This window comes from Brevibacillus sp. TJ4 (assembly GCF_044627595.2).
GTDB lineage: Bacteria > Bacillota > Bacilli > Brevibacillales > Brevibacillaceae > Brevibacillus.
In genome coordinates this window covers 318,620-344,785 of sequence record NZ_CP185865.1, presented here as the reverse complement: position 1 = coordinate 344,785, position 26,166 = coordinate 318,620, and the positions used below count along the sequence as shown (strand labels likewise).

Annotated in this window: 25 protein-coding genes; 1 reads left to right on the top strand and 24 read right to left on the bottom strand. The window is 53.2% G+C overall.

The features are described from left to right. The first annotated feature begins 68 nt into the window (after positions 1–68). The gene (locus ACAF76_RS01550; protein ID WP_400162289.1) at positions 69–722 is read left to right on the top strand and encodes a YigZ family protein; all 654 of its coding nucleotides are present in this window, start codon (positions 69–71) and stop codon (positions 720–722) included. A 141-nt stretch (positions 723–863) separates the two neighbouring features. On the opposite strand, the gene ACAF76_RS01545 is transcribed toward ACAF76_RS01550, so the two are convergent. The 24 genes from ACAF76_RS01545 to ACAF76_RS01430 form a co-directional block, all read right to left on the bottom strand. Continuing rightward, the gene (locus tag ACAF76_RS01545) at positions 864–4,799 is read right to left on the bottom strand and encodes an S-layer homology domain-containing protein (RefSeq protein WP_400162288.1); all 3,936 of its coding nucleotides are present in this window, start codon (positions 4,797–4,799) and stop codon (positions 864–866) included. A 172-nt stretch (positions 4,800–4,971) separates the two neighbouring features. Continuing rightward, positions 4,972–6,066, bottom strand: coding sequence for a glycosyltransferase family 4 protein (locus ACAF76_RS01540; RefSeq protein ID WP_400162287.1), 1,095 nt, complete (start codon positions 6,064–6,066; stop codon positions 4,972–4,974). A 25-nt stretch (positions 6,067–6,091) separates the two neighbouring features. Further along, on the bottom strand, positions 6,092–6,829 hold the full coding sequence (locus ACAF76_RS01535; protein WP_400162286.1) for a WecB/TagA/CpsF family glycosyltransferase: 738 nt from the start codon (positions 6,827–6,829) through the stop codon (positions 6,092–6,094). 93 nt (positions 6,830–6,922) lie between these two features. Further along, positions 6,923–7,375: a 3-hydroxyacyl-ACP dehydratase FabZ gene (gene fabZ / locus ACAF76_RS01530; protein WP_400162285.1), complete on the bottom strand. Its 453-nt coding sequence runs from the start codon at positions 7,373–7,375 to the stop codon at positions 6,923–6,925. A gap of 166 nt (positions 7,376–7,541) precedes the next feature. Next, positions 7,542–8,063, bottom strand: coding sequence for a CDP-alcohol phosphatidyltransferase family protein (locus ACAF76_RS01525; RefSeq protein ID WP_400162284.1), 522 nt, complete (start codon positions 8,061–8,063; stop codon positions 7,542–7,544). 149 nt (positions 8,064–8,212) lie between these two features. Further along, positions 8,213–8,458 (bottom strand): DNA-directed RNA polymerase subunit beta, encoded by a 246-nt coding sequence (locus ACAF76_RS01520; RefSeq protein WP_400162283.1) that lies wholly within the window; start codon positions 8,456–8,458, stop codon positions 8,213–8,215. Between the two features lie 30 nt (positions 8,459–8,488). Next, complete coding sequence (locus ACAF76_RS01515; RefSeq protein ID WP_400162282.1) at positions 8,489–9,322, bottom strand: flagellar hook-basal body protein; 834 nt, start codon at positions 9,320–9,322, stop codon at positions 8,489–8,491. 20 nt (positions 9,323–9,342) lie between these two features. After that, positions 9,343–10,308: a flagellar hook-basal body protein gene (locus tag ACAF76_RS01510; protein WP_400162281.1), complete on the bottom strand. Its 966-nt coding sequence runs from the start codon at positions 10,306–10,308 to the stop codon at positions 9,343–9,345. Between the two features lie 6 nt (positions 10,309–10,314). Beyond that, positions 10,315–11,331 (bottom strand): rod shape-determining protein, encoded by a 1,017-nt coding sequence (locus ACAF76_RS01505; protein WP_400162280.1) that lies wholly within the window; start codon positions 11,329–11,331, stop codon positions 10,315–10,317. Positions 11,332–11,410: 79 nt separating this feature from the next. After that, a complete protein-coding gene (gene spoIIID / locus ACAF76_RS01500; protein WP_400162279.1) occupies positions 11,411–11,695 on the bottom strand; it encodes a sporulation transcriptional regulator SpoIIID in 285 nt (94 codons plus the stop codon). Between the two features lie 174 nt (positions 11,696–11,869). Continuing rightward, positions 11,870–12,598: a peptidoglycan DD-metalloendopeptidase family protein gene (locus tag ACAF76_RS01495; protein ID WP_400162278.1), complete on the bottom strand. Its 729-nt coding sequence runs from the start codon at positions 12,596–12,598 to the stop codon at positions 11,870–11,872. 104 nt (positions 12,599–12,702) lie between these two features. Further along, on the bottom strand, positions 12,703–13,713 hold the full coding sequence (gene spoIID, locus ACAF76_RS01490; RefSeq protein WP_400162277.1) for a stage II sporulation protein D: 1,011 nt from the start codon (positions 13,711–13,713) through the stop codon (positions 12,703–12,705). Between the two features lie 147 nt (positions 13,714–13,860). Beyond that, complete coding sequence (gene murA, locus ACAF76_RS01485) at positions 13,861–15,192, bottom strand: UDP-N-acetylglucosamine 1-carboxyvinyltransferase (RefSeq protein ID WP_400162276.1); 1,332 nt, start codon at positions 15,190–15,192, stop codon at positions 13,861–13,863. Between the two features lie 18 nt (positions 15,193–15,210). After that, entirely contained in the window at positions 15,211–15,957 is a 747-nt protein-coding gene (locus tag ACAF76_RS01480) for a YwmB family TATA-box binding protein (protein ID WP_400162275.1), read from the bottom strand. A gap of 95 nt (positions 15,958–16,052) precedes the next feature. Beyond that, positions 16,053–16,283, bottom strand: a complete 231-nt coding sequence (locus tag ACAF76_RS01475) for a DUF1146 family protein (RefSeq protein ID WP_400162274.1) — start codon at positions 16,281–16,283, stop codon at positions 16,053–16,055. A gap of 87 nt (positions 16,284–16,370) precedes the next feature. Continuing rightward, positions 16,371–17,891, bottom strand: a complete 1,521-nt coding sequence (gene nuoN / locus ACAF76_RS01470) for an NADH-quinone oxidoreductase subunit NuoN (protein ID WP_400162273.1) — start codon at positions 17,889–17,891, stop codon at positions 16,371–16,373. A gap of 4 nt (positions 17,892–17,895) precedes the next feature. Continuing rightward, entirely contained in the window at positions 17,896–19,416 is a 1,521-nt protein-coding gene (locus ACAF76_RS01465; protein ID WP_400162647.1) for a NuoM family protein, read from the bottom strand. Further along, on the bottom strand, positions 19,406–21,328 hold the full coding sequence (gene nuoL / locus ACAF76_RS01460) for an NADH-quinone oxidoreductase subunit L (protein ID WP_400162272.1): 1,923 nt from the start codon (positions 21,326–21,328) through the stop codon (positions 19,406–19,408). The genes ACAF76_RS01465 and nuoL overlap by 11 nt, the downstream gene beginning before the upstream one ends. Positions 21,329–21,355: 27 nt before the next feature. Further along, complete coding sequence (nuoK, locus tag ACAF76_RS01455; RefSeq protein WP_400162271.1) at positions 21,356–21,667, bottom strand: NADH-quinone oxidoreductase subunit NuoK; 312 nt, start codon at positions 21,665–21,667, stop codon at positions 21,356–21,358. Next, positions 21,664–22,173: an NADH-quinone oxidoreductase subunit J gene (locus ACAF76_RS01450; RefSeq protein ID WP_400162270.1), complete on the bottom strand. Its 510-nt coding sequence runs from the start codon at positions 22,171–22,173 to the stop codon at positions 21,664–21,666. The genes nuoK and ACAF76_RS01450 overlap by 4 nt, the downstream gene beginning before the upstream one ends. After that, positions 22,174–22,587 (bottom strand): NADH-quinone oxidoreductase subunit NuoI, encoded by a 414-nt coding sequence (nuoI, locus tag ACAF76_RS01445; RefSeq protein WP_400162268.1) that lies wholly within the window; start codon positions 22,585–22,587, stop codon positions 22,174–22,176. A gap of 108 nt (positions 22,588–22,695) precedes the next feature. Then, positions 22,696–23,709 (bottom strand): NADH-quinone oxidoreductase subunit NuoH, encoded by a 1,014-nt coding sequence (gene nuoH / locus ACAF76_RS01440; protein ID WP_400162267.1) that lies wholly within the window; start codon positions 23,707–23,709, stop codon positions 22,696–22,698. Beyond that, entirely contained in the window at positions 23,706–24,788 is a 1,083-nt protein-coding gene (locus ACAF76_RS01435; protein WP_400162646.1) for an NADH-quinone oxidoreductase subunit D, read from the bottom strand. The genes nuoH and ACAF76_RS01435 overlap by 4 nt, the downstream gene beginning before the upstream one ends. 69 nt (positions 24,789–24,857) lie before the next feature. Continuing rightward, positions 24,858–26,123: an NADH-quinone oxidoreductase subunit C gene (locus tag ACAF76_RS01430; RefSeq protein WP_400162645.1), complete on the bottom strand. Its 1,266-nt coding sequence runs from the start codon at positions 26,121–26,123 to the stop codon at positions 24,858–24,860. Positions 26,124–26,166: the final 43 nt, after the last annotated feature.

Sequence of the window (26,166 nt, the reverse complement as noted above, 5' to 3'; positions counted from 1 at the left end):
GTGTCAGCTACGTTTCAGAATTCGCGAAGTTCGTGCGAGTCTGCTATTCTTTTCTTGAGGTGAATGAAATGCTGCAACAGTACAAGACAATTGCCGGGTATGGCGAGGACGAGATCGTAATCGAACGCTCCCGCTTTATCGGGTACGCCCAGCGCGTGACGACAGAAGAGGAAGCGAGCGCCTTTATTGCCATGATCAAGAAGAAGCACTGGGACGCGACGCACAACTGCTCAGCTTTTGTGATCGGTGAAAACGATCAAATCCAGCGATCCAGCGACGACGGGGAGCCAAGCGGGACTGCCGGCAAACCGATCCTGGAGTGCATCAAGAAAAACGGGGTAAAAGATACCGTCGTCGTCGTCACCCGTTACTTCGGCGGGATCAAGTTGGGGGCAGGCGGGCTCGTCCGCGCCTATACGGCTGGTACAGTGACCGCACTGCAGGCCGCTGGCATCGTCGTGCACACGCTGCATCAAAAAATCTCTGTCCAGGTGGAGTACCCGTGGTGGGGCAAATTGGAAAATGAACTTCGCATCGGGGAGCACCGGGTGGTCGGAACCGACTTCACGGACAAGGTAACAGCGCATGTACTGATTCCGGATGGCAGCCAGGATGATTTCGTCGCGCGGATGATCGACCTGACGAACGGACAAGCCGACATTGTTTTGGGTGAAAAAGAGTATGTAGAACTGCCCGTTGATGCAGTCGGAAATGAAGACTAACGATCGTTCCCAACGTATTCCTTCATTATATAGGAGGTCCGGGAGCGATATAGCGATAACCCAAAAAGAAAAAGCTGAAGGGCGCTACAGGCCGCTTCAGCTTTTTTCTTTATATAAGGAAGGTTTTGTTTCTCAAGTCACTTATTGCTTCGGCAGTTTTTTCAGTTGCACCATGATGCGGACTGTGATCACTGCCATCTCGGCACGCGTCAGGTTGTTGCGCGGCTTGAAGCTGTAGGTAGGCTTCTTCTCGTTTGGATCGTTCGGCTCACCGAACATCAGGTTTGCCTTGGTAACAGCCAGTACAGAAGGAGCTGCGTAATAGCTGACATCCTTCGCATCGGTGAACGACTTGGCCAACGCGGATTCGGATGCTTCCAGCGTACCCACCTTCATGTTCAGTGCACGCGCCATCATAATCGCTGCTTCTTCGCGAGTCAGCGGATCATCCGGACGGAAGTAGCCTGGCTGCTTGCCGCGAATAATACCGGCACGCGCTGCCGTCTCGATGTACTTGTACTCGTAATCCCATGTGTCGCGGCTTGGGCGCACATCGGTGAAGGTCGGCTCCTGCGGATCGCGCTCATTGCTGTCGCGGTATGGACCTGCATTGATCGGCAACTCCATCGCCTTCACGAGCATCGTCGCGAACTCTCCACGGGTCATGTCGCGATTGGCACCGAAACTGCTGCCACTGTACGGAGGCATGACGCCTTTTGCAAAGAGTGTCTCCATCGCGTCACGGGCAAACGGGTGAGTAATCACGTCATCATACGTTTCGCGCGTTTTCATTACCATGTAGAATCCAAATCCATGGAATGGCACCTGAATTGTCTTGGAACCTGTGTTGACCACACCGCCCACGTTTCTCCACTCGTTACCATTGTGATAGAAAACGGTGAGCATTGTATTGGCTGCATTGACAATCGAAGGATCGTACTGCAGCGTCAGGGTACCCCGACGGCTCGGAACCAGGTTGTCTTCATAGCGGCTTCTGAAGTCGCGCGCGTCGCCTTCATCCAGGTACGGATCGCGTCCACCCGGTGCGTCGACGTCACCTGCGTCGATGTAGAACAGCGGGCTTGCGTAGTTAAAGCTGGAATCGAGCTCCAGACGGCTTTCCAAACGGTCGTCATCGATGCTCACCCGACCTGTGGTGCGGTCGGCAATCCCGAAGTAAAGCGGTACGTCTACAAAAATATCGCCTGTCGGATTTTTTACCTCTTGACCGATGCGGCCGTCATCCGGCGAAAGCAGAACCGTACCAGCCGGGAACTTCAACGTAAGCTGTTTGTCGAAGACGGTGAAGGATACTTTCTTGCCGAGAACATCGCGGAATTCCGCACCACCGACAGAAGAGTTTGCATTGTAAATCTTGATTTCGTCATTGTACGTCTGGTCTCCCACCTGTACGGAGAACTTGATGGTGTTCAGACCTTTTTTCAACGATACGGTCGACGTAAACACGTAATACGTTTCCGGCAATGTCTTGCCGCGGTCGTCGTCATAGTAGAAATCCGGGTTGGTCGTGTTGGTCACTCTCGCTTCGTTTTTCCCAAACAGTACCTTGTCTGCATTCTCAGCAAAAATTTTGATGACCGCGCTATTGCTGTTTACGATGATGTAGTCATCGGATTCTTTTGCTTTTACCGGGGAAAGAACTTCCCAACTGGAGTACGACTGGTTGATCCGGATGTCGTAACGAAGAACGGTTCCGTTTTCATCCTCTGCCACGATCGTGTACGTCGTCGTGCCGCCCTTGCGCAGGGTCAGCGGGAACAACGCGAGCTTTTGCTCCTGATCGGCAGCGTTGGATACGACACTTTGCACTGCTTCGACCAGGTCACCGTACTGATTGGCCGTCATTTTTCCTTCGAATGCCGTTCTAGCAGAAGGCTCGATGTTGTTATCGTCAAAGAACGGCTCCAGGTTGCCCCGGCTATTTTGACCGCTTAAAGCTTCATTGCGGGCATTGACGTAATCGATGTGATTCGTCATATGATCCCACTCGCTGCCGTCGTACTCATAGTCGCTGATGCGCTTCCCGTTTTTCTCGATGTAGACACGCGTCGCGTCTTTCACTGTGAAGCTGATCGTACGCAGGAAGTTGGCGCCGGTACTGTAGGCATCTTCGTTTGCTTTTTTGGTCAATTCTTCAGTCTTTCCGTTAGACAGCACTTCCAGCTTAACATTTTCGACGCTGGGCGCTTTTGTCGTGTCGTAGGAAATATTGTACGTGAACGTCGTGTTGTTGTTGCTGTTCGTGCTGTCACGCAGTGTAATTTTGAGGACGTTGTTGCCCTTTTTCAAGATCGGCGGATCGGTCAAAAACTGATCTCTGTTAATGCGGAACGTCCCGTTTGCAGCGTTGATGTTTGAAATCGTGATATCGCTTCCGTTCAGCGTTGCAGAAATGTTGTTTGTCCGCAGCACGTAGTTGTACACCTTACCATCCAGGGCAACGATGTCGCCTTCGCCCTTGATCTGGTAGCCATCTTCAAAGCTGTAGACATTGTTGGACTTTTCATACGTCAATTGAACAAACGGGGTGACGCGAATGTCGAGAATGTATTCAGCAGTTGTGCTGCCTGCCGCACCACCGTTGTACTGAATTTCCAGTCGTCCCGAGCCCGGAGGAGTATCCAGCAGGGTCAGCAGGTACTTGTTTGCACCGTTTGCTTCCAGCCTGTACTCCTGGTTGTTCGTCAAGGTTGCACCTTTGTACGTGACAGTAAATCCGGTCGCGTTCGGAATGTTCGTCGTTTCAAGCTCCAGCACTACCGGAGAAGTCACGATGACGTTGCTGCCTGTCGGGGACAGTGTTTGTCCACTGGTCGTATTCGTCACTTTTTCGATAATCGGCTTGGAGCTGTCCACATAGCGGAACTCATACTCGTAGTTGTTGATCCGGATGAAACCATTTTCAGTTGAAGGCGGCAAAGCCGGATCGTCCAGGGTCGTCTTGACAAGGTACTGGTAGCTCAACGTCACTTTGTATACGTTGCCGTCCTGCAAGCCGGTCGGGATGTTGGCCGAAATGTAGTATTCGGTAAATCCATTCTGCGGATTGCCGACCTGGGCAAAGCCGACCTGCGACGGATTGCTCAATACGGCGTTGTTCTGGGTGAGATCGAATTCCTGATCGTATCCGTCACCCGTGACGCGCATTCTGAATTTGTCAAAAACCTGCTGGTTCGGAATGTCTGCATATTGCAGCAGGGCCCGTCCGGTCAGTTGCTGGTTGCCGGAAGGAATCGCCCCTTTGATCATCGTCTGGGTGTTTGGCACCAGATCAGTACCTGCCAGTTTTACCTGGAAGAACTGGTCAGATGTCCCGGAAGAAGTGGTCGTGACCACGAGTTTCCGTTCAAAAATCCCTACTTCTTTATTCTGGTTAAAGACGCGAATATGGAGAATGTTTTCTCCCAAAAGCGTCGGCAGGTTCAACGCGAACGAGCCGTTGCGGCCAACCGATGTCTTGATTACTTCACCTGTCCGCAAATTCGTAACCTCGACTGTGTCTGCGTTCATGGCTTGTCCCGCCATGTTCAGGTTCAGCCGGTTTTCCGAAGAAACGGCGATGTAGGTCGGCGTATTCGTAATGTTCGGGTCATTCAATTCGATGTCGTTGACCTTCAGATCGGTAACCAGTGGCGTGTCATTGTATTGCACGTAGAAGTGGTAGTACTCCTTGGTGACACTCCCAACTCTTTCGTAAAACGTGATCTTGTTCAGACCCGGTCTCAAGGAAACGTCATAAAACGTAAAGGTCGGACCGCTAATCGATGGAGATGTACTAGCCAGATCCTCTACCGTTTGTCCGTTATTCGTCGTCAATTTCAGGCGCAAATCAGCCCCCGACACGCTGGCACCGTATGTACCCGTAAGCGTGATGGTCGGGCTGCCGTATACAACCGGAGTAACAGGGGTCGTATCATTGCGGAAGCCGGTCAGTGTAATCGGGTTGTTGTCATTTGCAGCCGCCACAGGAGCAGCCGGCGCAAATCCTGCTACCAATACCATCATCGCCAGGCACATGATGAACCAGCGACGAACTGCATGCAATGTTGTTTGCATTGTTTCACCTCTCCTTACAAATTTTCATCCCACTGTCCTGTTTGTACTTGCGACAGAACACATTCTTTCTCTCTAATATTATCGGACAATACCTCATCCAAGTTAAGGGGCAAACTGTGAAAAGATAGCAAAAAAAGCCCCTGCAACTAAGCAGGGACTCATCTTTGACAATTTAGTGACTTCTTCTTTCACTTGCTTTGAGCTTCAGCCGGCGGTAAATATTGATCAGCGGACGATGACGGCGGCTAACCAGTCCGACGATTTCTGTGCCCAGATGAATCGCGATCAGCAGGCAGACCATTACGGTCAATGTGGTCCACTTCGTCGTCTTGGTCAAGAGAATCGCCATGCTCCCGAAGAAGATGCTGATGCTGTAGATGACCAATACGGTCGTCCGGTGCGACAATCCCATGTTCAGCAGGCAGTGGTGCAAATGACCTTTGTCCGGGCTGGAAATCGGCTTTTTGTTGATGATGCGGCGCACGATGGCAAAGAAGGTATCCCAGAGCGGCACTCCCAATACCACGATCGGTATGATAAAGGAAACGAAAAGTGCTTCTTTAAAGCCCATGATCGAGAGCGCTGCCAGGTTAAACCCGAGAAACAGCGAGCCGGTATCCCCCATGAACAGGCGAGCAGGATGGAAGTTGAAGTACAGAAAACCGATAATGGCGCCCAACAGAACAAAGCAGTACAGGGCGACGTTGTAATCTCCCATCAGGATGGCCATGACCGCCATCGTTGCTGTAGCGATCGCGGATACCCCTGCCGACAAGCCATCGAGACCATCGATCAGGTTTACTGCGTTGGTCACGCCGACGATCCAGAAGATGGTGATCGGAACGGCCAGCCACAGCAGCCAGCCGCTTCCGAAGTCGATGCTTCCTTCATACGGCAGATTGACTACGCCGATTTTCAGTCCGAACGGGATGACGACAATAAGCGCTGCCACCAGTTGGCCAAGCAGCTTCCACTTGGGCGAAAGCTGGTATTTGTCGTCCAGCATGCCGACGATCATCACGATGCTGCTGCCGATAAAGATGCCCAGAGTCTCCGGCTTATCGGCAAACGGCACAAACAGGAAGAAGGCGACCAGATAGCCCAGGTAAATCGCCAGACCACCCAGCCGGGGCATGATCCTCGTATGTACCTTTCGTTGATCGGGAGCGTCTACAGCCCCCACTTTGATCGCCAATTTTTTTACGTACGGTGTTGCGAGAAATGCTACGATCAACGACGTCAAAAATCCGAAGATAAACGTAGACATCGGATGACTCCTCTCTACGGGTGCTCTAGGAGCGTGATTTCCATTTTTCTGACAAGACAGTCCAGACAAAGCGCGGAATCGCAAGCTGGCGTTTCCAGCGCGAAGGCATGGTCAGCAGCCGGTGGAGCCATTCCAGATGCAGTTTCTGCCATATGAGCGGCGCTCGCTTTACTTTCCCCGAGACGACATCGAAGCTGCCTCCCACACCCATCATCAGGGTGGCCCCCAGCTGGTCGCGGTATCGGGCAATCCATTCATCCTGCTTGGGCGCGCCCATCGCCACGAACAAAAGCTGCGTCTGGCGCTCTGCGATTTCCTGCACGATTTGCTTCTCGTCCTCCGGGCGAAAATAACCGTCACGGTAGCCGACAATTCTGGCTCCCGGGTATCGGTTGCCCAGCTTTTCTGCCGCGAGCTGCACCACATCCGGTGCTGCACCCAGCAAAAAGACGTTCCATCCATGACGATCTGCTTCGGCCATCAACGCTTCCAGCAGCTCGACACCAGTCACGCGCTCGGTGATCGGCTGGTTCGTCCACTTCGCTGCGTAGACGATCCCGATCCCGTCAGGCACTACGTAGGCCTGATCCAGTACAGTACGAAATGACGTATTCTCTCTGGCGATCATCACTATTTCCGGATTGGCCGTGACGACATGCGTCCGCACGCCGCGCTCGACCCGTCCTGTGAGATCGGCCACGGTCTCATCAAAATTATGCGTTGTAAAAGGTACACCCAGTATATGTGCAACCTGTTTGGTCAATAGTTTCACCTACAATATGAAGACGCTATACGCCTAAAAAAGTTCCCTCCAGACATTCTACCCGAAAAGAGAAACGCGTTCAAGAACGCTCGTTTACGCCTGGTCTGGGGCCACGATGGCAAACATCAAATCTCCTTCGGCAGCCACCTTGCCGTCGACGAGCGCACGACCATGGCCTTTGCCGATCGTTCCCCGCACACGGGTCAGCTCGACTTCCAGCGTGAGCGTATCACACGGCTTCACTTGCTCCTTAAAGCGGAAACCGTCAATTCCCGCGAACATCCCCAGCTTGCCCTGGTGCTCTTCCATGCTCAAAATCGCAACAGCGCCAACCTGTGCCAGTGCTTCTACGATCAGTACGCCCGGCATGACCGGATAACCGGGAAAATGCCCCTGAAAAAACGGCTCATTGACCGTCACATTTTTCAGACCGACGGCGCGCTTTCCCATTTCGAGCTCGACGATCTTGTCCACCAGCAAAAACGGGTACCGATGAGGAATGATTGCTTGAATTTGTACACTGTCCAAAGGTGCCTTGATTTCCATGAATATCGCTCCTTTTCCATAGCTTCACTAGACTTGTCCACGCATGAACCGCATGCTGCGAACGGAAAATAAGACAACCACCCGCTCCCGCCAGGCGAGGAGGCCGGGGTTAAAATAAAAGGAGCACTTCCTTCCCTTCCCGGAAGTGCTCTTTTTCCCGCTTACGTCACGACGCATTTTTGTTGAGCAGACGAAATTTGGCCAGATATATCGCGCTCGCAAGGAACGAGAACGCAATTACAGACCACAAGATCGCCTCCCCGTACGGATACCTGTACATCACGAGCGGAGTGACAAGGTACAGCATGACCGTAGTCAGCTTGCCGTAGGCGTTGGCAGGAACCGTTTTCTTGCCGCGAAAGTGATACACTGCTCCTGTCGCAATCATCGCGACATCGCGTGCGAAAAAAAACAGGGTAGCCCACAGGCTGATCCGCCCGGTAATAAAAAATGAAGCGATAACAGACAGCATCATCAGTTTATCTGCCAAAGGGTCCATCATAACTCCAAAGCTCGTCACCATTTTGTATTTTCGCGCGATATATCCATCCGCGATATCGGTCAATCCTGCCAGCAGCAAGATCGCCAGAGAAATCTCCAGATGGTAGGGCCATTCGGAAAAGAAAACCACCAGGTACAAAGGGATAAGAAACATGCGAAAGACCGTAAGCATATTAGGAAGATTCACGGATAATCCCTCCGTAATCGTAAGCTGCACTTCCCTTTTCAGTCGCTCGATCTATTATACTCTGGGGACAATCGAAACAACAAGTCCCGCCAAAAAGCAAGCAGCCCAAACCGTGGGGTCCGGGCGCTTTCCTGACATGTTTTATTCCTCTATTCCGCAAACAGCAAATCGTACATATGTTTGTATGTAGCGAGGTCAAACACTTCTGACATCGGCTTGTCACCTACGACTCCATACCCGATCATCAGACCTGCTACGAGCGAGAAAAAGACCAGAATCGGGACCAGCATGACTTTTGCCAAGACAAAAGGCCATCTTTTGCCGCTTCTGACGCGCTCCGATTGTTTCCCTTGCTGGGTCTTTTGCGGAAAATGTTGTCCCTTTTCTTGATTCATTGCTGCCCTCCGTCATCACGTGGTAATGGTTCAGCTACGGATCGAAGTGGCGATACCCATCATCTGATCGGCGATCATAATCGCTCGCGAGTTCAACTGATAAGCACGCTGGATATTGATCAACTGGGATATTTCCTCCTGCATGTTCACGTTGGATGTTTCCAGCGCGCCCTGGCGAATGGCTGTAGCCATGCCATCCTCCCATGCAGCATAGACATCAGCCGGGTTTTGTGCACCGAGAGCCGGATCGTACAGGTTGTTTCCGACCTGCTGCAGTTGATCCGGGTTGTCCACCTTCCAGATACCGACGCGTTCAAAGGTATCGTTGCCGTTCGCTGTCACAAACCCATCATTGGAAATAGTGAGCTCGTTGACTTCATCTTCCGGGATTAAAATAGGTGCGCCAATTTCATTGGTCAGTACATAGCCTGACGAATTCACAAGGACAAACGCACCGTGGTATTCGCTTTCCTGCAAATGAAACGCCCCATCCCGTGTAAACCGAAACTCCTCTCCGACTTGTGCGCCAGTCGCATCTGTAATCACTCTGCTAACCAGGAAGAAACCTTCTCCCTCGATCATCAAATCGGTCGGCTCGTCGGTTTGCTTCATGTTGCCCGGCGACATGTCCAGCTTGGTCATGTTCAGTGCAGCGCCGTTACCCAAGCGCAAGCCAGCCGGGGTCGTACGGTTTTGGGTGTCCGTATCCGGTTGCTTGTTGAACGAATCGGCGAGCAGTTCGGAAAAGGAAGCTGCCCGGCGTTTGTAACCGACCGTTTCTACATTCGCCAGATTGTTTGCTGTGTTATCCAGCCCAAGCTGTATCCCGCGCAGTGCAGAAGATGAGATATTCAGTGATTGCATCTTCGCCGCTCCTCCTTATTTTACCCGTTTACGCGCCCGATTTCATTGGCAGCCTTTTCCAGTGTACCGTCAATCGTCGTCAGTACGCGCTGGTTCGCTTCATAGGCGCGGAGCACGCTCATCATATCGGTCATCGTCTGGGCAGAATCCACGTTGGCTCGCTCAATCCATCCTTGCTTGGTGCCGTATCGACCGGAGATTCGTGGGTCATCGTACTCGCCCGCTCCCCAGGCAGCCAGGTCTTCCGCCTCCGCTACATCGATCGGTACAGGCTCGCCTTCGCCTTCCCAGCGGTAGATGCCGAGACCTTCACGGACCAACTGCGACGGATTGGTGATTACCGCAAGTCCCAGGCGTTGGTTGTCCATCGCGACAAGATCGCCGTCTTCATTCTCGTACACCAGCTCGCCAAGTTCGTTGATTTGCATGCGTTCCCCGACGTTTACCGTATCCGGGTTATTGACGCGAATCGCCTGGTTCTCATTGTCCAGCACGTAGTAACCGTCGGCGGTCACCAGATAGCCGTCAGCATCGACGTTCCAGTTTCCGTTTCGCGTATAGCGGATCTGGTCCTCGGGTGCTGGCTCATCCAACTGATCCTCAGGAATCCGGGCCACACTGAAGAACAGGCGGCGCTCGTTTCCTTCGTCATCCGGCTGAAGGTTGTCCATCAGCGCGACATCGTACGGGTTGCGCGTCTCGGCGATGTCTCCCTGCTGGAACATCGTAATCGCCTCGGACATGTATACTCCCGTATTGAGACGGCCGATCATGGCAGCTTGTCCACCCATCATCGGCATTCCCTGAACACTCGGTCCCTCCTGATCGCGGATTCGCGAGATCAACTGTTCGGGAAACGCCCGCATGACGCCTACATCCTGTTTAAAACCGGGCGTGTTGATATTGGCCAGATTGTTGGCGAGCGCTTCCTGGCGCTGCTGCAAAGCAAACATCCCTGATGCAGATGTATACAAGCCTCTGATCACAAGCTCTTACCTCCCGAAAATTTTCTTCTCCCGCTGTGCCGGCACCTTGTCCAGGTAGTCCAGCATCATTCCTGTTCCTTTGGCGACGCACATCATCGGCTCGTCGGCAACCAGTACCGGCACTTTCAATTCGTCTGCCAGCACCTGGTCGATACCGTGCAACAAGGCTCCGCCGCCAGTCAGGAATACTCCCTTATCTATTATATCGGCAGAAAGTTCCGGAGGTGTTCGTTCTAAAACAGATTTTGATGCTTGTACAATCGCACTCACCGACTCAGCCAGGGCTTCTTGGACTTCAAAGGACTGGATGGTAATCGTTTGCGGCAAGCCGCTTACCATATCTCGTCCCCGAATGTCCATTTCGTCCTGGCGTCCGCCGAATACGGTGCCAATCTGCACCTTGATGTCTTCAGCCGTACGTTCTCCAATCAGTAATTTATATTTGTTTTTTATGTATCGCATAATGGCTAAATCAAACGTATCGCCTGCTACCTTGATCGATGAGGACGTGACAATATCGCCCATGGAGAGTACCGCTACATCAGTCGTACCGCCTCCGATGTCTACAACCATGTTGCCGGACGGCTGAAAAATATCCATTCCGGCACCTACTGCAGCCACCTTTGGCTCTTCCTCAATGTACACCTGTCTCGCTCCGCCGCTGCGCTCGGCTGCTTCCCGGATCGCCTTTTGCTCGACAGAGGTGATGTTGGTCGGGCAGCAAATCAAGATGCGCGGGCGAGCGAACATGCTTTTTCCACCGATTTTCGTCAAAAAGTGCTTCAGCATGGCCTCTGTAATTTCGAAGTCGGCAATTACACCTTCTCGCAAAGGTCGGATCGCCACAATATTCCCTGGGGTTCGGCCCACCATGCGATGGGCTTCATTTCCTACGGCCAATACTTTTTTCGTCTGATTGTCAATTGCTACGACAGATGGTTCGTCTAGGACAATCCCCTTGCCTTTTACAAACACCAAGACATTGGCCGTGCCCAAGTCGATCCCGATATCTTTGCCAAACATGAAAGGTCCTCCCTGTTTCCAGTAACATTCTACCTAATATCATAGGCTCTTCTACGTGAGAGGACAAGGAAATTATTTCTTAAATACTTTCCTCTTGCTCAATCCGGACTTTCTTGCTGCGTCGTTTGTACTTGATTTTGGTGGCTTCGCCGCCGCGCAAATGCCTGATAGCCTTGTGGTATTCCAAAATTTCCTTAACTTGGTTTGCCAACTCCGGATTTATTTCAGGCAGCCGCTCTGTCAGGTCTTTGTGCACTGTACTTTTGGAAACCCCGAACTCCTTGGCGATCATACGAACCGTATTTCGCGTCTCCACAATATATCTGCCGATTTTGATGGTCCGCTCTTTGATGTAGTCGTGCACGTCACTCGCCTCCTTGTATCTACATTGTCTGATACAATATATGGGTGGGTGCGGACACATATTCTACGTTTCCAAGCCTGACAAGCCAGCACGGCCGCATCTTTTTTTCACAGTTTGTACAAATGAAAAAAACGCCTGCAAAAGATTTCGCTTTTGCAGGCGCGATTTCAGGGCTTATTGGTGTTCAGCTTCGCTTTTGGTCAGGTACTGCTCGGGGTTGACCGGCTTGCCGTCGACGAGCACCTCAAAGTGAAGGTGGACGCCAGCGTCTTTTTCATATTCATTGCGTCCCGCGGAGCCAATCACCTGGCCCTGCGTTACTTCGTCTCCCGGCTTCACAGTGCTGCTTTCCAGCGACTGGTACACGCTTACGACGCCGTCTGCATGCTCGATCTCGACGACTCTGCCGACGAGCGGGTCATTCTCGACCTTTGCCACTTTTCCGTCGAGGACAGCCACGACGTCAAAACTGTTGCCGTCAGCGGCTTTCAAATCAATACCGGTGTGCGGGAAGAAGGACTGGTTGTATTGAACCAGCGCATTTTGCTGTTCTTCCTGCGGGGCTTGTTCGTCGTAGAAGCCCATCGACTGCTCATGCTGGACATCCGCGCCTACAGGCCAGGTCATTGGCTGGGTGTTGCCCGCAACAGGTACAGATTCATCGCCTGGCTGGTTCTCAGAGACCGTCACACCGTCTCCCGGTGTCGCTACCACGTTATCGGGATTGTTCAACTCCGATACGGTGCTGATGACGTTGCCCTGATACCACATCACAAAAGCGAGAATAATTGCTGCGGCTCCGATGTAGATCGCTGGAAACGCCCATTTTTTGCCCATCATTTTTTTCCAACTGCTTGTCTTTTTGAATGGAATCGGTTCTTTTGGATTCTTTTGATCTTCCATTTTTTTCATCACCTCATCCCTCAGTATCGCCAGAATTTTGGCGTATAAACCTGAGAGAGAAGGGAAAATTAAAAATTTGCGTGCATCGTACGATTCACTGCTTCCTATACACTCATGACCTGGCTTACCTCCTGCAAGTCAATCCCCTGGTAAAAATACTTCACGATCTGCTCAGCCTTTTTCCCCGACTTGGCCATGCCGTTGGCTCCCCACTGGCTCATGCCGACGCCGTGGCCGTATCCTTTGGTCGTAATGTAGACCTGATCGCCTCGAAGTTCCATGGAGAAGGAAGAGGAGTTCAGGTTGAGCTTTTCCCTCACTTCCCGCCCCGTGAATTCCTTCCCGCCAATCGTAACCTTGCCGACCCGATTGCCGGTCGTCCGCGTTTGAATCTGGTACCATGCCCCGCCGGATGTATTCATCGCAAGCTGGACACCGAGGGTTTTTTCCAGTTCGGCAGTCGAGAGCACGACCGTCTCCTCATAGCGTGGAGATTCGATGTCCCACGGGCTGGGCACGCTTTTCAGATAAGGGATCGCCTGCTCCCAGTACTCTTGGGAGTTTTCGGTAAAGCCGTTGCTCGTAGAGAAAAACGTCGCATCGATCGGCTTGCCGTCATACGTAAGCACGATGCCCGCCGTCGCCTGGACTGCCTGCGCGATCCTGGTGTTTTTCCACTCGTACTGGCTCTGCCAATTGGCCTTGCGCTGCGCTTCATCGAGGTACACCTGATGTTTCACCGTATCCGATACATGGGCACCGTCCGGGACGTCCTCCCATTTTCCTTCCATCAGTCTGCGGACGATGTAGGTGCGTGCCGCCATCGCCTGTGCCTTCAGCGCCTCCAGTTCAAACTCGGCTGGCATCTCTGCCGCTACCACGCCGGTAATGTACTGTTCCAGCGGCAGCGTTTCGACCACCTGTTTTTCCGTGCGGTAGACCTTTACTTCCAGTCCGGATGCAGCGGGAGGATCGTAGGTGGCGGCTGCTGGAACTGCTTCTCCCCCCTCTTCTACCACTTCCACAGCAGGAGAAAAGAGAGAGACCAAAGCGGCAGGCATCAACACAAGCAAAAGCGGTAATACGACAATCCACAGGACGAGATAACGTTTCATTGCGGCAAACCCTCCCCGTAGTCATGCTGGACTATTCCAGTCTATGTACGAGCCCCAGTCGGTAGAACGAGAGAGTGAGAGGGAAGCGAGAATAACAAGAAAAGACCCTCTGGCAATCAGAGAGTCTTCTACCATGCTTTTGTATCGTTAGGCGAAATTGGGTGAAAAGCTGATTTGCACCTTGTCTTGACGCAGTGCAGAATCCTCTTCCTGGGCCGTTTCCGGACCGATGCGATGGATGTCTGCTCCGAGCGCCTGCAGCTTTTCGGCAAAATTGACGTACCCGCGGTCGATATGGTGCAGCCCGCCGACTTCCGTCTCTCCCTCCGAAACCAGGCCCGCCAGTACAAGCGCTGCTCCAGCCCTCAGGTCGGTAGCGGTTACTTTGCTGCCCATCAGCTTGTTGCCGCCCTCGACGATCGCGCTGCGTCCTTCGATCTTGATGTTGGCGTTCATGCGGCAGAACTCTTCTACGTGCATGAAGCGATTCTCAAACACAGTCTCGGTCACGATGCTCGTCCCCTCAGAGATCAGCAGCAACGCCATCATCTGCGACTGCATATCGGTCGGAAAGCCAGGGTATGGCAAGGTCTTCAGGTCTACCGCTTTCAGCTTGCCGGTCCGTCTGACGCGAATACCGTTTTCCTGCTCATCCACCTCTACGCCCATTTCGCGCAGCTTGGCCGTCACGGATTTGAGGTGGTCGCAAATCGCGCCTTCAACAAATACGTCGCCGCCGGTAATCGCCGCAGCCACCATAAATGTGCCCGCTTCGATCCGGTCCGGAATCACGCAATGTACGCAACCCGACAGCTTCTCCACACCTTCGATGCGAATGGAGCCTGTCCCTGCGCCTCTGATTTTAGCCCCCATCCGGTTGAGGAAGTTGGCCAGATCGACGATTTCCGGCTCTTCGGCAGCATTTTCGATGACAGTCGTGCCTTCAGCCAAGGTCGCCGCCATCATAATATTTTCCGTAGCGCCCACGCTGGCAATATCGAGGTAAATTTTTGCACCCTTCAGTCGGCCTTCTACGCTGGCTTCAATGAAACCTTGACCGATTTCAATTTTTGCTCCCATCGCTTCGAAGCCTTTGAGATGCTGATCGATCGGCCGTGTCCCGATCGCGCAGCCACCCGGCAACGCTACGCGAGCTTGTCCCTTTCTCGCAAGAAGCGGTCCCATGACCAGGAAAGAAGCCCGCATTTTACGCACCAGGTCGTAGGAAGCCTCTACGCTCGACAATTGCGAGGCGTCTACTGTCAGCACTTCTTGCTCATATGTAAGGGAAATCCCCATTGATTTCAAAAGGTCGCATATCGTTCTGACATCATCGAGAGCAGGTACATCTGAAATGACGCATGTCCCGTCTTCTGCCAGGATGGATGCTGCAATAATAGGGAGTACGGCATTCTTGGCACCGGAAACTTTCACGGTTCCCGCCAATGCCTTACCACCACGGACAATCATTTTATCCAATGTGTACCCCTCCGCGTGCTAATATTCCACTGTGATGATCGGTGTACCAATCGTAATCGACGTCCCTGCATCACTGTTTCGGTGAGTCGCCACCTGTAGGTTCATTTTTTGGCCATGCAGGGGAATGGATTCCTCCCACAAATGGGTGTAACCGGATATGCTGACGACAGTTTCGTCTTGCAGCCGTTCCAGTTCCTTGGCCTCGAGGGTCCGAAACATTGACAAAATCCTACCCTCCTGTTGGTCAACACTCATCTTAACATTGTCCATTCCACGAATACAAGTGCCAATTTGCACATTGAAGCTGGCATCTCGCAAAGCTGTGACATACGCTTTTTGCATGGATTCAATATATGGTAGCGATGTTGGACTTCCTGACAGCAGCAATACCAGATATGTATGATACAACCCATTACTGGAAACGCCTGTAACCTCGTACCGGATCTGTACGCCGGATCGGTCGGCATTCGCGCGATAGGACAGGCCGTGACCCGTTTCGGAGATGTCTGCAGCCGAGAAGGGAATTTCCAGTCTCGTCGCCCATTCTTCCGCCACCTGCTTCCACTCCTCAGGACTGTTCGCCTGATCGGAAGAAGCCCGCAGCCTAACCTGTACTTCTTGTGCCGTCGCTCCCGTATCCTCCAGCGCCTCTACCAACAGGGCTGCTACAGGAGTATTCTCTTCCTTCGCTTGCACAGGCAGCCAAAAGGCGATACCGGCAACGATCAGCAATGTCGACGCCAACCAGCCTAACCACTGTTTCATCGCTCTCTCCCCCACTCCATGTACCTCTATGTACTTTTCATTGTGGACATGAAAATGGGTAGATATACCAGCAAATCGTGTCGAACTTTGCCTGTTTAGGAGAAGAGGTTGCCGAAGACGAGCGACCAGCCCAGGTAATCGAGGAAAAAGCGAGACAATTCATACCCCATTACGATGGACAGAAAGATTTGCAGCAGTTTGGCTTGTGCGCTGTTCGGCCGTTTCAGCACCTTTTCGAAGTGAAATGCCTGCAATGCCCACCAGCTCAAGCCGATGAAGAAAACCGACAACACGATGCTGAGCAATCCGTAAATATCTTGCGGCACGTTGCATACCTCCTCTAATGAAAAAGGACGGCACGAAGCCATCCCTTTCATTGTACATGAAGTTGTGCGCAGATTCGAGTCTTACTGTCAATTACCCGGCAGCATGCTTCCAAAATCAAACGACGGGTTGAAGTTGGCCTGTATGTATTCGGTCAACAGTCCCGGGAAGATGCCGAAAAATACGGTTGCCACTGCCATCACCATGATGAACAGCCAGATACCTTTTGGCACGGCCAGAGGCGCTTCGCTTTCGCCCGGGCGCATGTACATTTGCCGGATAATCCCGAAGTAGTAGTAATACGAAACCACGCTGGTTGCGATCATCACGGCAGCCAGCCAGTAGTTCGCCTGTGCCAGCGCGCCTATGAACAGGTAGAACTTCCCGAAGAAGCCGACGGTGACGGGAATTCCCGCCAAGGAAAGCAGGAAAATCGTCATCGCAATCGCGATCCACGGCGAGCGGTGATACAGTCCCGAGAAGCCCCTCAAATCTTCCGTCTGTTGTTCCTTGGCCACGACCATGATCACGGCAAACGCCCCAAAGCTGACCAGCAAGTAGCCGAACAGATAGAAGATGACCTCACTGAAGAACAGGGTCGTCGGCGGCACAAACGGCACCAGCAGATACCCGGCCTGGGCGATCCCGGAGTACGCCATCATCCGTTTGACATTGGACTGTTTGAGCGCCATCGTGTTTCCGATGATCATCGATGCCGCAGCCATCAGTCCGAGGAACAGCGCCCCTTCGGCGAAGAAAAAGCGTCCGCCATCACTTGGTACGTAGAAAAAGGAGATCAACAGCAAGCGGAACACAAGCGCAAAGCCGGCCGCTTTCGAGACTACGGCGAGAAAAGCGGTAACAGGTGTAGGCGCACCCTGGTACACATCCGGCACCCACATATGGTTGGGCGCCGCCGAGATTTTAAAGGCGAGACCTACTGCCAGGAACGCAAACGCCACGTAGACGATAAACTGATACCCCATCATGCTCGCTTCTTGCAGCCGCTCGGAGAGCAGATAAATATTCGTCGTCCCGCTCAAGCCGTACAGATACGACATCCCGAACAGTGTGACAGCCGTAGCGATTCCTCCGGATACGACGTACTTGAACGCCGACTCGTTGGACTTTAGGGACTTTTTCCGCATGCCGGCGAGAATGTACGAGGACAGCGACAAAAGCTCCAGACCGACAAACATCGTAATCAGGTCTGCGGAGGAAGCCATCACCATCGCTCCCAGCAGTCCGGTCAGCATCAGGTAGTAATACTCGCCGCGATGGACTACCCCGCCATGCTCCAAATACGACAGGGACAACAGGATGGCAAATGCCGTCCCTCCCAAAAAGAGCAGCTTGAACGCATTTCCGTAGTTGTCGACTCGTATCGTGTCAGCCATATAGCTGTACGGCTGTTCCAGTGTACTGATGTTGACGAAGACAAAACATGCAGCCAGCACGATCCCGACCAGGGAGAGGATGCCGATTCCCTTGCTCCCCACTCGTTTTCCAGCGAACAGATCGATCAGTGACAAGACCGTGGCAAAGCCCAGGATGATAAATTCGGGCAGAAGGTAGCTCCAGTCGTATGAGAAGATGTCTTTCACTTCCATGGATTTACCCTCCTATTCCCGTCACGATGGGTACGATTGTTTTCAAGGTTTGCTGCAGCGGATTCCCCAGGATCGCAGGGTATACCCCGATCAAAATGATAAAGCCGAGCAAAAACACCATCGGTATCACTTCAATCGGCTGGGCATCGGCCAGATGGGCGAACCGGTCTGGCGTCGGCCCAAACGTCGTGCGCAAGATCGCCCGCAGCAGGTAGACGGCGGTCAGCACAATCCCCAGCGCCCCGATCGCAGCCAGTACCGGCATGTTGCCAAACAGGCCGAGGAACGCGAGGAATTCGCTGATAAAGCCGGACATGCCAGGCAGTCCGAGCGAGGCCATCCCCCCTGCCAGGAAAATGCCGCTGACAAATGGCATGGATTTCGCCAACCCGCCGAGGTCGTCAATCATGGATGTGTTGGTTCGATCCCAGATGACGCCGATCAGGAAGAACAGCAAGGCAGAGATAAATCCGTGAGAGACGATCTGGAACATCGCTCCCTGGAAGCCGATCGTGTTCATCGCGGCTAATCCGAGCAGCACGATGCCCATATGGCTGATACTGGAGTAAGCCAGGACCATTTTCAAATCCTTCTGGACAAAAGCGAGTACCGCCCCGTACAAAATATTGATGATCCCGAGAACAGCCAGCCACGTGGAGAACATGTATGCTTCCTCAGGGAAGAAGCCAATTCCCATGCGCAACAGCCCGTACGCCCCCATCTTCAGCAAGATCCCGGAGTGGATCATCACGATCGAAGGCGGTGCCTGGACGTGTACTTTCAGCATCCACGTGTGGAACGGAAAGACGGGCAGCTTGATCGCAAAGGCGATGAACAGCGCCAAAAACAATCCAAAGCGAAGCTCCGGCGTCAGTCCTGACATCAAGGCAGGCGAGCTGTTGGCCAGCTCTTGCATGCTCATCGTCTGCGTCAGCAGGTAGATGACGATAAAGGCGAGCAGCATGATCCCTGAGCCAATTCCGTTGTAGAGCAAAAACTTGTTGGCGGCTTTTTCCCGCTCTCCGTACCCCCAGACGCCGATGAGGAAAAACATCGGCACGAGTGTCAGTTCAAAAAAGATGAAAAAGAGAAACAGATTGTCTGCCGCGAAGACGCCCAGCATCCCGATCAGCAGGATGTGAAACAGGATAAAATACTCTTTCAGCCGCTTTTTCACTTGCCAGGACGCGACCGCAGCCAGCGTTCCGATGATCGCGGTCAAAACGAGCAGCGGCATCGAAATGCCATCTACGCCCATCTCGTAGTTGATGGTGAGTGCAAGCGTTTCGCCCTGCGAGGCGACCAGCGGTATGGAGATCCAGTCGTATTTTTCGACGAACTGGAGATTCGCCGTTCCGTATTGGAAAAGACCGAACAACACCAGCGCCAAAATGAGCGGGAGCAGCGTCCCGAACACGCCAACCTGCTTGATCGCTCCTACCTGATGCTTGGGGATAAAAGCGAGCACGAGGATCGCCAAAAGCGGTGAAAATACCAGTGATGACAAGAGGATACTATTGAGCAAATCCAAAGAGTCCACCTCCTTGTGCCATCAGGCTGATGGCGACGACCACGAGCAGAAGCCCGAACAGCACCATGACTCCGTACGATTGCATCTGTCCGTTTTGTGCCTTCGAGTGCAGCGCTCCGATCCCCGATGTAAGTTTCGCGGTCAGATTCACCAGTCCATCGACCACGTATTTGTCAAATGCGAACAAAATCGTTCCCAGCCAGCCGAGCGGGCGAACAAACACGTAGTGGTACAGCTCATCCACGTAGTACTTGCGGTAGGAGAGCTGGTACAGCCACGGCAGCGTCTCGGGAATCGTATCCGCCGAGACGGACTTCTTGCCGTACATCAGGTAGGCCAGGATAATGCCCAGCACGGACACAGCCAGAGCTACCACCTGGAGCCAGATCGCCGCATGCGCGACACCATCGCCGAAGACTGTCGTGATCGCCGCGCCAGTCGCGGAGTCGAGCAGCCAATCGGACAAGACCGGCGCATTCGGAATGTTGATAAACCCGGATACGATCGCCAGCAAAGCGAGAACCAGCAGCGGTCCGGTCATCACCGAAGGAGACTCATGTGCCATATGCTTGCCGCGCGCTTCTCCCGTGAACGTCAGGAAGAACAGCCGGAACATGTAAAATGCGGTAAAAAACGCAGCTACCAACGCGATCAGCAACAGATCGTAGCGATGTGCGCCGTAGACGGCAGCGAGGATCGCTTCCTTTGACCAGAATCCGGAGAATGGGAAGATTCCCGCGATCGCCAGACAGCCGATCAAAAAGGTCAGGGCTGTAACCGGCATTTTCTTCCACAGTCCACCCATTTCAAAGACATCCTGGGTATGTACAGCGTGAATGACACTGCCTGCTCCCAAAAACAGCAGCGCTTTGAAAAAGGCGTGCGTCATCAGGTGAAAAGACCCTGCTACATATCCGGCGGCGCCCGCTACCCCCAGCGCCATCATCATGTAGCCCAATTGGCTCACCGTCGAGTATGCCAGCACGCGTTTGATGTCTCGCTGCGTGAGGCCGATAGAAGCGGCGAAGATTGCGGTAAATCCACCGACGTACGCTACCACGGTCAACGCCGTATCCGATGCGATAAACAGCGGATACGTAGCCGCCACCAGGTACACACCGGCTGCAACCATCGTCGCGGCGTGAATCAGTGCCGATACGGGAGTCGGTCCCTCCATCGCATCCGGCAACCATGTATGGAGCGGAAACTGACCTGACTTTCCGATTGCCCCGACGAAAATCAGGATCGCTACCAGGGTAATCATCCACGGTTCCAGTCGACCAAAGGCTACGCTGTCAAAGATGTGTCCGTACTCGAAACTTCCGGTCCACCAAAACAGCAGACAGATGGCAATAAACAAGCCCAAATCGCCAATCCGCGTGACAATAAACGCTTTTTTCGCTGCCGCTTTTGCTTCCTTTTTGAAATAGTAGTAGCCCACCAACAGAAACGAGCAGACTCCTACCAGCTCCCAGAAGATGTACAACTGCAGCAGGTTTGGCGACAGCACCAGACCGAGCATGGAAAAGGTAAACAGCGCCAGGTACTGATAAAAGACCGGAAAACGCTCGTCTCCATGCATGTAACCCTTGGAGTATATCTGCACCAGCAAGCTGACCAGAGTCACAATGACCAGCATCATCGCATTGAGCTGGTTCACCTCATAGCCCATGGTAATCAGCGAATCGCCAACCAGAAGCCAATCCAGGCTATACTTGTAATCCGTCGCTCCCCCCATGAATCTCTCGAAAAAGACAAGTGCCGCGAGCACAAACGCCACACCTGTCAAGAGAATCCCGACAAGGGCTGCTCCTTCTTTCAACTGGCGACCAAACGAGACGATCACAATGAAAGCAAGAAGCGGAAACAGAGGGATAAGCCAGGCATATTGCAATATCGTATCCATCTTTGTCCTCCTTATCTGTTGTCCATCTTACCTTTTCATTTGATCCATCTCGTCGACGTTGACTGTCTCCTTATTCCGGTACAGGGCGATCAGGATCGCCAATCCTACCGCTACCTCCGCCGCTGCCACCGTCATCGTAAACAGGGTAAAAATCTGCCCTGCAATGTCCGGATACAGTCCGTATTTGGAGAAGGCGACGAGGTTGATATTGACTGCATTCAGCATCAGCTCAATGGAGATCAGCACGACGACGGCGTTGCGTTTGGTCAGCGCGCCATACAGCCCTACGCAAAACAGAATCAGGGCGACCATCAAGTAGGAGGATAAACTGACCATCATTCGCTATCTCCCTCCTTCTTTGCCATAATGATCGCACCGACGAGCGCAACCAGCAACAGCACAGAGACAAGTTCAAACGGAATCACATACTCGGTAAATACCCGCAGACCGATCTCCTTGGCATTGCTCTCTGAGGATGCCGTCATCGGTTCCGGCAAAGCCCATGGCGTATTTTGAATACCCCAGAACAGCAAGCCAAACAGCGCAGCGACAAAGATCAGCGCAAAGCGGTTTTTCCAGGTGGCCCCTGTACCCTCGTCATTGGCATCGTGTTTGGTCAGCATGATCCCGAACAGCATCAGGATCGAGATCGCACCGGAGTATACGAGAATTTGCGAGACTCCGACAAATTCGGCTCCCAGCAGCACAAACAATCCGGCGATGCTGATAAAGGTGATGCCCAGAGAGATCACCATATGAACCACGCGGGTGAAACTGATCATAAACACCGCGCCGCCAATCGTCAGGAGAGACAGGATAAAAAAGGCCACGAATTCGCCGTTCATCTAATTCTCCTCCCTGACGTTGGTATTGTTGTCATCCAGCCACTTCAAGTCTTTGTACAATTCATCCCGGCTGTATGTCGCCAGCTCAAAATTGTTCGTCATCACGATCGCTTCGGTCGGACATACCTCGGTACAGAGGTCGCACAAAATGCAAATCTCAAAATTGATGTCGTACGTATCAATGATTTTCCCTTTTTTCTCCGGGTCCGGATGCGGTTTTCCCGTAAGCTGGATGCACTCTGTCGGGCAAATGCGGGCGCATTGGTTGCACACAATGCATTTTTCCGGAGAAAAATGCTGGATGCCGCGAAAGCGTGGCGGCATGGTAAACGGTACGTCAGGATAAAAATGGGTTACCTTTTTTTCAGTCAGCTTTTTAAATGTATACCCGAGGCCTTTGGCCAATCCTAGCATGTGTGTCACCCCTCAGTATTAGGAACTCAACGATGCCATTCCTGTTGCGTTAGTTTGATGCGGTCGGCAGTGCGCGCAGCCGCTTTGGGCGCTGCTGCGCGTGTTCCTTTATGAGAACATGCCGCTTTGATAGGAAACGACAACTGCCGTCAGCAAAATATTCACCAGTGCAACCGGCAACAGCACCTTCCAGGCGAACGACATCAACTGATCGACACGCATACGGGGCATCGTGGCGCGCAGCCAGAACTGGAAAAAGATATACAGTGAGAACTTCAGGATAAACCAGACGATTCCCGGAATGAAATCAAGCGCCGGGTGAATCGGCAGCCAGCCCCCGAGGAACAGGACGGTAACGAGCGTCCCCATGCCAAACATGTACACGTATTCAGCCAGCATAAACATCGCAAAGCGGAAGCCGGAATATTCGACGTGGTAACCAGCCACCAGCTCCGACTCCGCTTCCGGCAAATCAAACGGCGTACGGTTCAGCTCCGCCTGGGCGGCGATGATAAAGACGAGAAAACCGATAAACTGCGGCACGATATTCCAGACATCGCGCTGCGCCTCTACAATCTCGCGGAGGTTCATACTGCCTGTCAGCATGACGACACCCACGACAGACATGACCAGCGGCACCTCGTAGCTGATCATCTGTGCCGCCGAACGGAGTCCGCCAATCAGCGAGTATTTGTTGTTGGAGGCCCAGCCAGCCGTAATTACGCCCAAAACCGTGATCCCCGACAAGGCGATGTAATAGAGCAAGCCGATGCCGAGATCGGCAAACTGGATGCTTTCCGTAAATGGCATCACTGCCAGCACCGCAAAAGCAGGCGCATAGGCCAGGATCGGAGCCAAGGTAAACAAGGCGCGGTCGGCATGCTTGGGACGCGTGTCTTCCTTGAGCAACAGCTTGGCAACATCGGCTACGGTCTGCAGCAGCCCGAGAGGACCTACCCGGTTGGGACCGATGCGCAATTGCATCCAGCCGATGACTTTGCGCTCAAAGTAAATGGCGTATGTAACGAAGCCAAGCAGTACCGCAAGCAGTACGACTGCAGCCAGAACAAACCACAGGGTCGTTTGCAAAGATGGCGCTTGCTGCAAGAGTTCGCTCATCAACAGTCAACCTCCCCGAGTACGATGTCGATACTACCCAGGATGGCAATCATGTTGGCAATGTTCTCTCCCTGCAACAGTTTGGGCAGAATTTGCAAATTGGTAAAGGAAGGACGGCGGAATTTCAATCTCCACGGTTTGTCCTTGCCCTGGCTTGAAATATAGCAGCCGATCTCCCCGCGCGGCGCTTCGATACGGACAAAAGTCTCTCCTGCCGGCGGACGGATCACGCGCGGCACTTTGCCCATCACTTCGCCCTCGCTTGGGAACTGCTCCAGTGCCTGTTCGAGTATATACAGAGATTGTTCAATCTCGGCCATACGCAGATGATAGCGGGTGATGCAGTCGCCTCCGGTACCTGTGGGCACTTCAAAATCGAAGCGGTCGTAGATACAGTACGGTTCGTCCTTGCGCAAATCCCATTTGATGCCGGTCGATCGTAGCATGACTCCTGACAAAGAGTAATCCAATGCCGTAGCGGCGTCAAACTGCCCGATTCCTTTGATCCTCTCCAAAAAGATCTCATTCCCCGTCACGAGACGATGGTAATTCTGGAATTCTTTCTTCATGTAGGCGACAAACTCTTTCACCTTGTCAATCCATCCCGGGGGCGCATCCCATTTCACTCCGCCAATGCGCATGTAATTGAACGTCATGCGTGCCCCGCACAGCTCGTTGAACAGGTCGAGGATTTTTTCCCGATCGCGGAAAGCGTACAGGAAGGGGCTCATCGCACCCAAGTCCAACAGGTACGTTCCCCACCAGACGAGATGGCTCGCCACTCGGTTCAACTCCATCGCAATCAGACGCAAATACTGCGCTCGCTCCGGGATCTCCAATCCCATCATCGTTTCTACTGCGTGGCAGAGAACGTAGTTATTGGTCATCGCCGATACGTAATCCATCCGGTCGGTGTAAGGGATGATTTGCGTATACGTGAGGTTTTCCGCCAGCTTTTCCGTGCCGCGATGGAGGTAGCCCATCACCGGTGTCGCTTCTTTAATCGTCTCCCCGTCGATTTTTACGACAAGTCGAAATACACCGTGTGTACTGGGATGCTGGGGACCGACGTTTAACAACATCTCCTCGGTGCGAATTCCTGTTTCGGAAGAGGTTTCCACATGGGTGGTGATGATGTTCTGGTTCAATCGCTACACCTCCTCGTCGTATTGCACGTAATCTTTGCGCAGCGGATGTCCAACCCATTCGTCTGGCAGCAAAATACGACGCAAATCGATATGTCCCGGGAAATAGATGCCGAGCAAGTCGTACGTTTCCCGTTCGTTCCAGTTGGCTCCCTGCCATATATCCATGACAGACGCGACGCTTGCCTGTTCGCGACTCGTTTTGACTTTCACAGCCACGCTTTGCCGATTTTTGTAGGAATACAGGTGATAGTACACTTCCAAACGGTCCTCGTAATCGACACCATGCAGATTGGACAAATAGTCAAAGCCCAACTGTTCATCCTGCTTTAAAAATTGCGCCACATCGTGCCAGCGCTCGTTTTGGATGATCAGGGTCGGGACTTCCTTTGCCAGCTCGTTGATGTATGCCGATTCGATCACATCCGGCCCGAATGCCTCGGTAATGCGGGCCACGTATTTATCGAGATACGGCTGGTTTTTCGATGGCGGCTTGGGTGCCTCTTCTTCTGCAGGCTCCGCACTGCCTTGCGCTGCCTTTGCTTTCGCTGCTGCGGCTGCTGCTGCCTTCGCCTTGGCTGCGGCTGCCGCTTTTGCCTTGGCATCGGCGTCTGTATCGCCATCGTTGCCTGCCGCTTCACGTGCTGCTTTTGCTTTGGCTGCTGCCGCGGCTGCTGCGGCTGCTTTCGCCTTCGCTGCGGCCTTCGCCTTGGCGTCGGCATCGCTGTCGCCCGACGGCTCTTCTGCTCCTGCGTCTTTTGCCGCCTTGGCTTTTGCCATCGCTGCCGCTGCTGCTGCTTTCTTCGCGGCTGCCTTTTCCTCTGGCGTCATTTCCGAAAACGGCTTGCTCGGAGCTTCTTCTGCCTCAGCCGGAGCATCGGTCTGGGCTTGCTCTTTTGCTTCCTTCGCTGCCTTCGCTTTTGCCATCGCTGCCGCTGCCGCCGCTTTCTTCGCGGCCGCCTTTTCCTCTGGCGTCATTTCCGAAAACGGCTTGCTCGGAGCTTCTCCTGCCTCAGCCGGGGCATCGGTCTGGGCTTGCTCTTTTGCTTCCTTCGCTGCCTTGGCTTTTGCCATCGCGGCTTCTGCCGCCGCTTTCTTCGCGGCCGCCTTTTCCTCTGGCGTCATTTCCGAAAACGGCTTGCTCGGAGCTTCTCCTGCCTCAGCCGGGCCATCCGTCTGGGCTTGCTCTTTTGCTTCTTTCGCCGCCTTGGCTTTTGCCATCGCGGCTTCTGCCGCCGCTTTCTTCGCGGCCGCCTTTTCTTCTGGCGTCATTTCCGAAAACGGCTTGCTCGGAGCTTCTTCTGCTTCAGCCGGA

What these genes read in the sequence shown, in the direction of transcription:
- ACAF76_RS01550 (WP_400162289.1), top strand. Translation starts at nt 69, where the DNA reads ATGCTGCAACAGTACAAGACAATTGCCGGGTATGGCGAGGACGAGATC.
- ACAF76_RS01545 (WP_400162288.1), bottom strand. Translation starts at nt 4,799, where the DNA reads ATGCAAACAACATTGCATGCAGTTCGTCGCTGGTTCATCATGTGCCTG.
- ACAF76_RS01540 (WP_400162287.1), bottom strand. Translation starts at nt 6,066, where the DNA reads ATGTCTACGTTTATCTTCGGATTTTTGACGTCGTTGATCGTAGCATTT.
- fabZ (WP_400162285.1), bottom strand. Translation starts at nt 7,375, where the DNA reads ATGGAAATCAAGGCACCTTTGGACAGTGTACAAATTCAAGCAATCATT.
- ACAF76_RS01520 (WP_400162283.1), bottom strand. Translation starts at nt 8,458, where the DNA reads ATGAATCAAGAAAAGGGACAACATTTTCCGCAAAAGACCCAGCAAGGG.
- ACAF76_RS01515 (WP_400162282.1), bottom strand. Translation starts at nt 9,322, where the DNA reads ATGCAATCACTGAATATCTCATCTTCTGCACTGCGCGGGATACAGCTT.
- ACAF76_RS01505 (WP_400162280.1), bottom strand. Translation starts at nt 11,331, where the DNA reads ATGTTTGGCAAAGATATCGGGATCGACTTGGGCACGGCCAATGTCTTG.
- ACAF76_RS01495 (WP_400162278.1), bottom strand. Translation starts at nt 12,598, where the DNA reads ATGGAAGATCAAAAGAATCCAAAAGAACCGATTCCATTCAAAAAGACA.
- spoIID (WP_400162277.1), bottom strand. Translation starts at nt 13,713, where the DNA reads ATGAAACGTTATCTCGTCCTGTGGATTGTCGTATTACCGCTTTTGCTT.
- ACAF76_RS01480 (WP_400162275.1), bottom strand. Translation starts at nt 15,957, where the DNA reads ATGAAACAGTGGTTAGGCTGGTTGGCGTCGACATTGCTGATCGTTGCC.
- nuoN (WP_400162273.1), bottom strand. Translation starts at nt 17,891, where the DNA reads ATGGAAGTGAAAGACATCTTCTCATACGACTGGAGCTACCTTCTGCCC.
- nuoL (WP_400162272.1), bottom strand. Translation starts at nt 21,328, where the DNA reads ATGGATACGATATTGCAATATGCCTGGCTTATCCCTCTGTTTCCGCTT.
- nuoK (WP_400162271.1), bottom strand. Translation starts at nt 21,667, where the DNA reads ATGATGGTCAGTTTATCCTCCTACTTGATGGTCGCCCTGATTCTGTTT.
- ACAF76_RS01450 (WP_400162270.1), bottom strand. Translation starts at nt 22,173, where the DNA reads ATGAACGGCGAATTCGTGGCCTTTTTTATCCTGTCTCTCCTGACGATT.
- nuoI (WP_400162268.1), bottom strand. Translation starts at nt 22,587, where the DNA reads ATGCTAGGATTGGCCAAAGGCCTCGGGTATACATTTAAAAAGCTGACT.
- ACAF76_RS01435 (WP_400162646.1), bottom strand. Translation starts at nt 24,788, where the DNA reads ATGTTGTTAAACGTCGGTCCCCAGCATCCCAGTACACACGGTGTATTT.
- ACAF76_RS01430 (WP_400162645.1), bottom strand. Translation starts at nt 26,123, where the DNA reads ATGACGCCAGAAGAAAAGGCGGCCGCGAAGAAAGCGGCGGCAGAAGCC.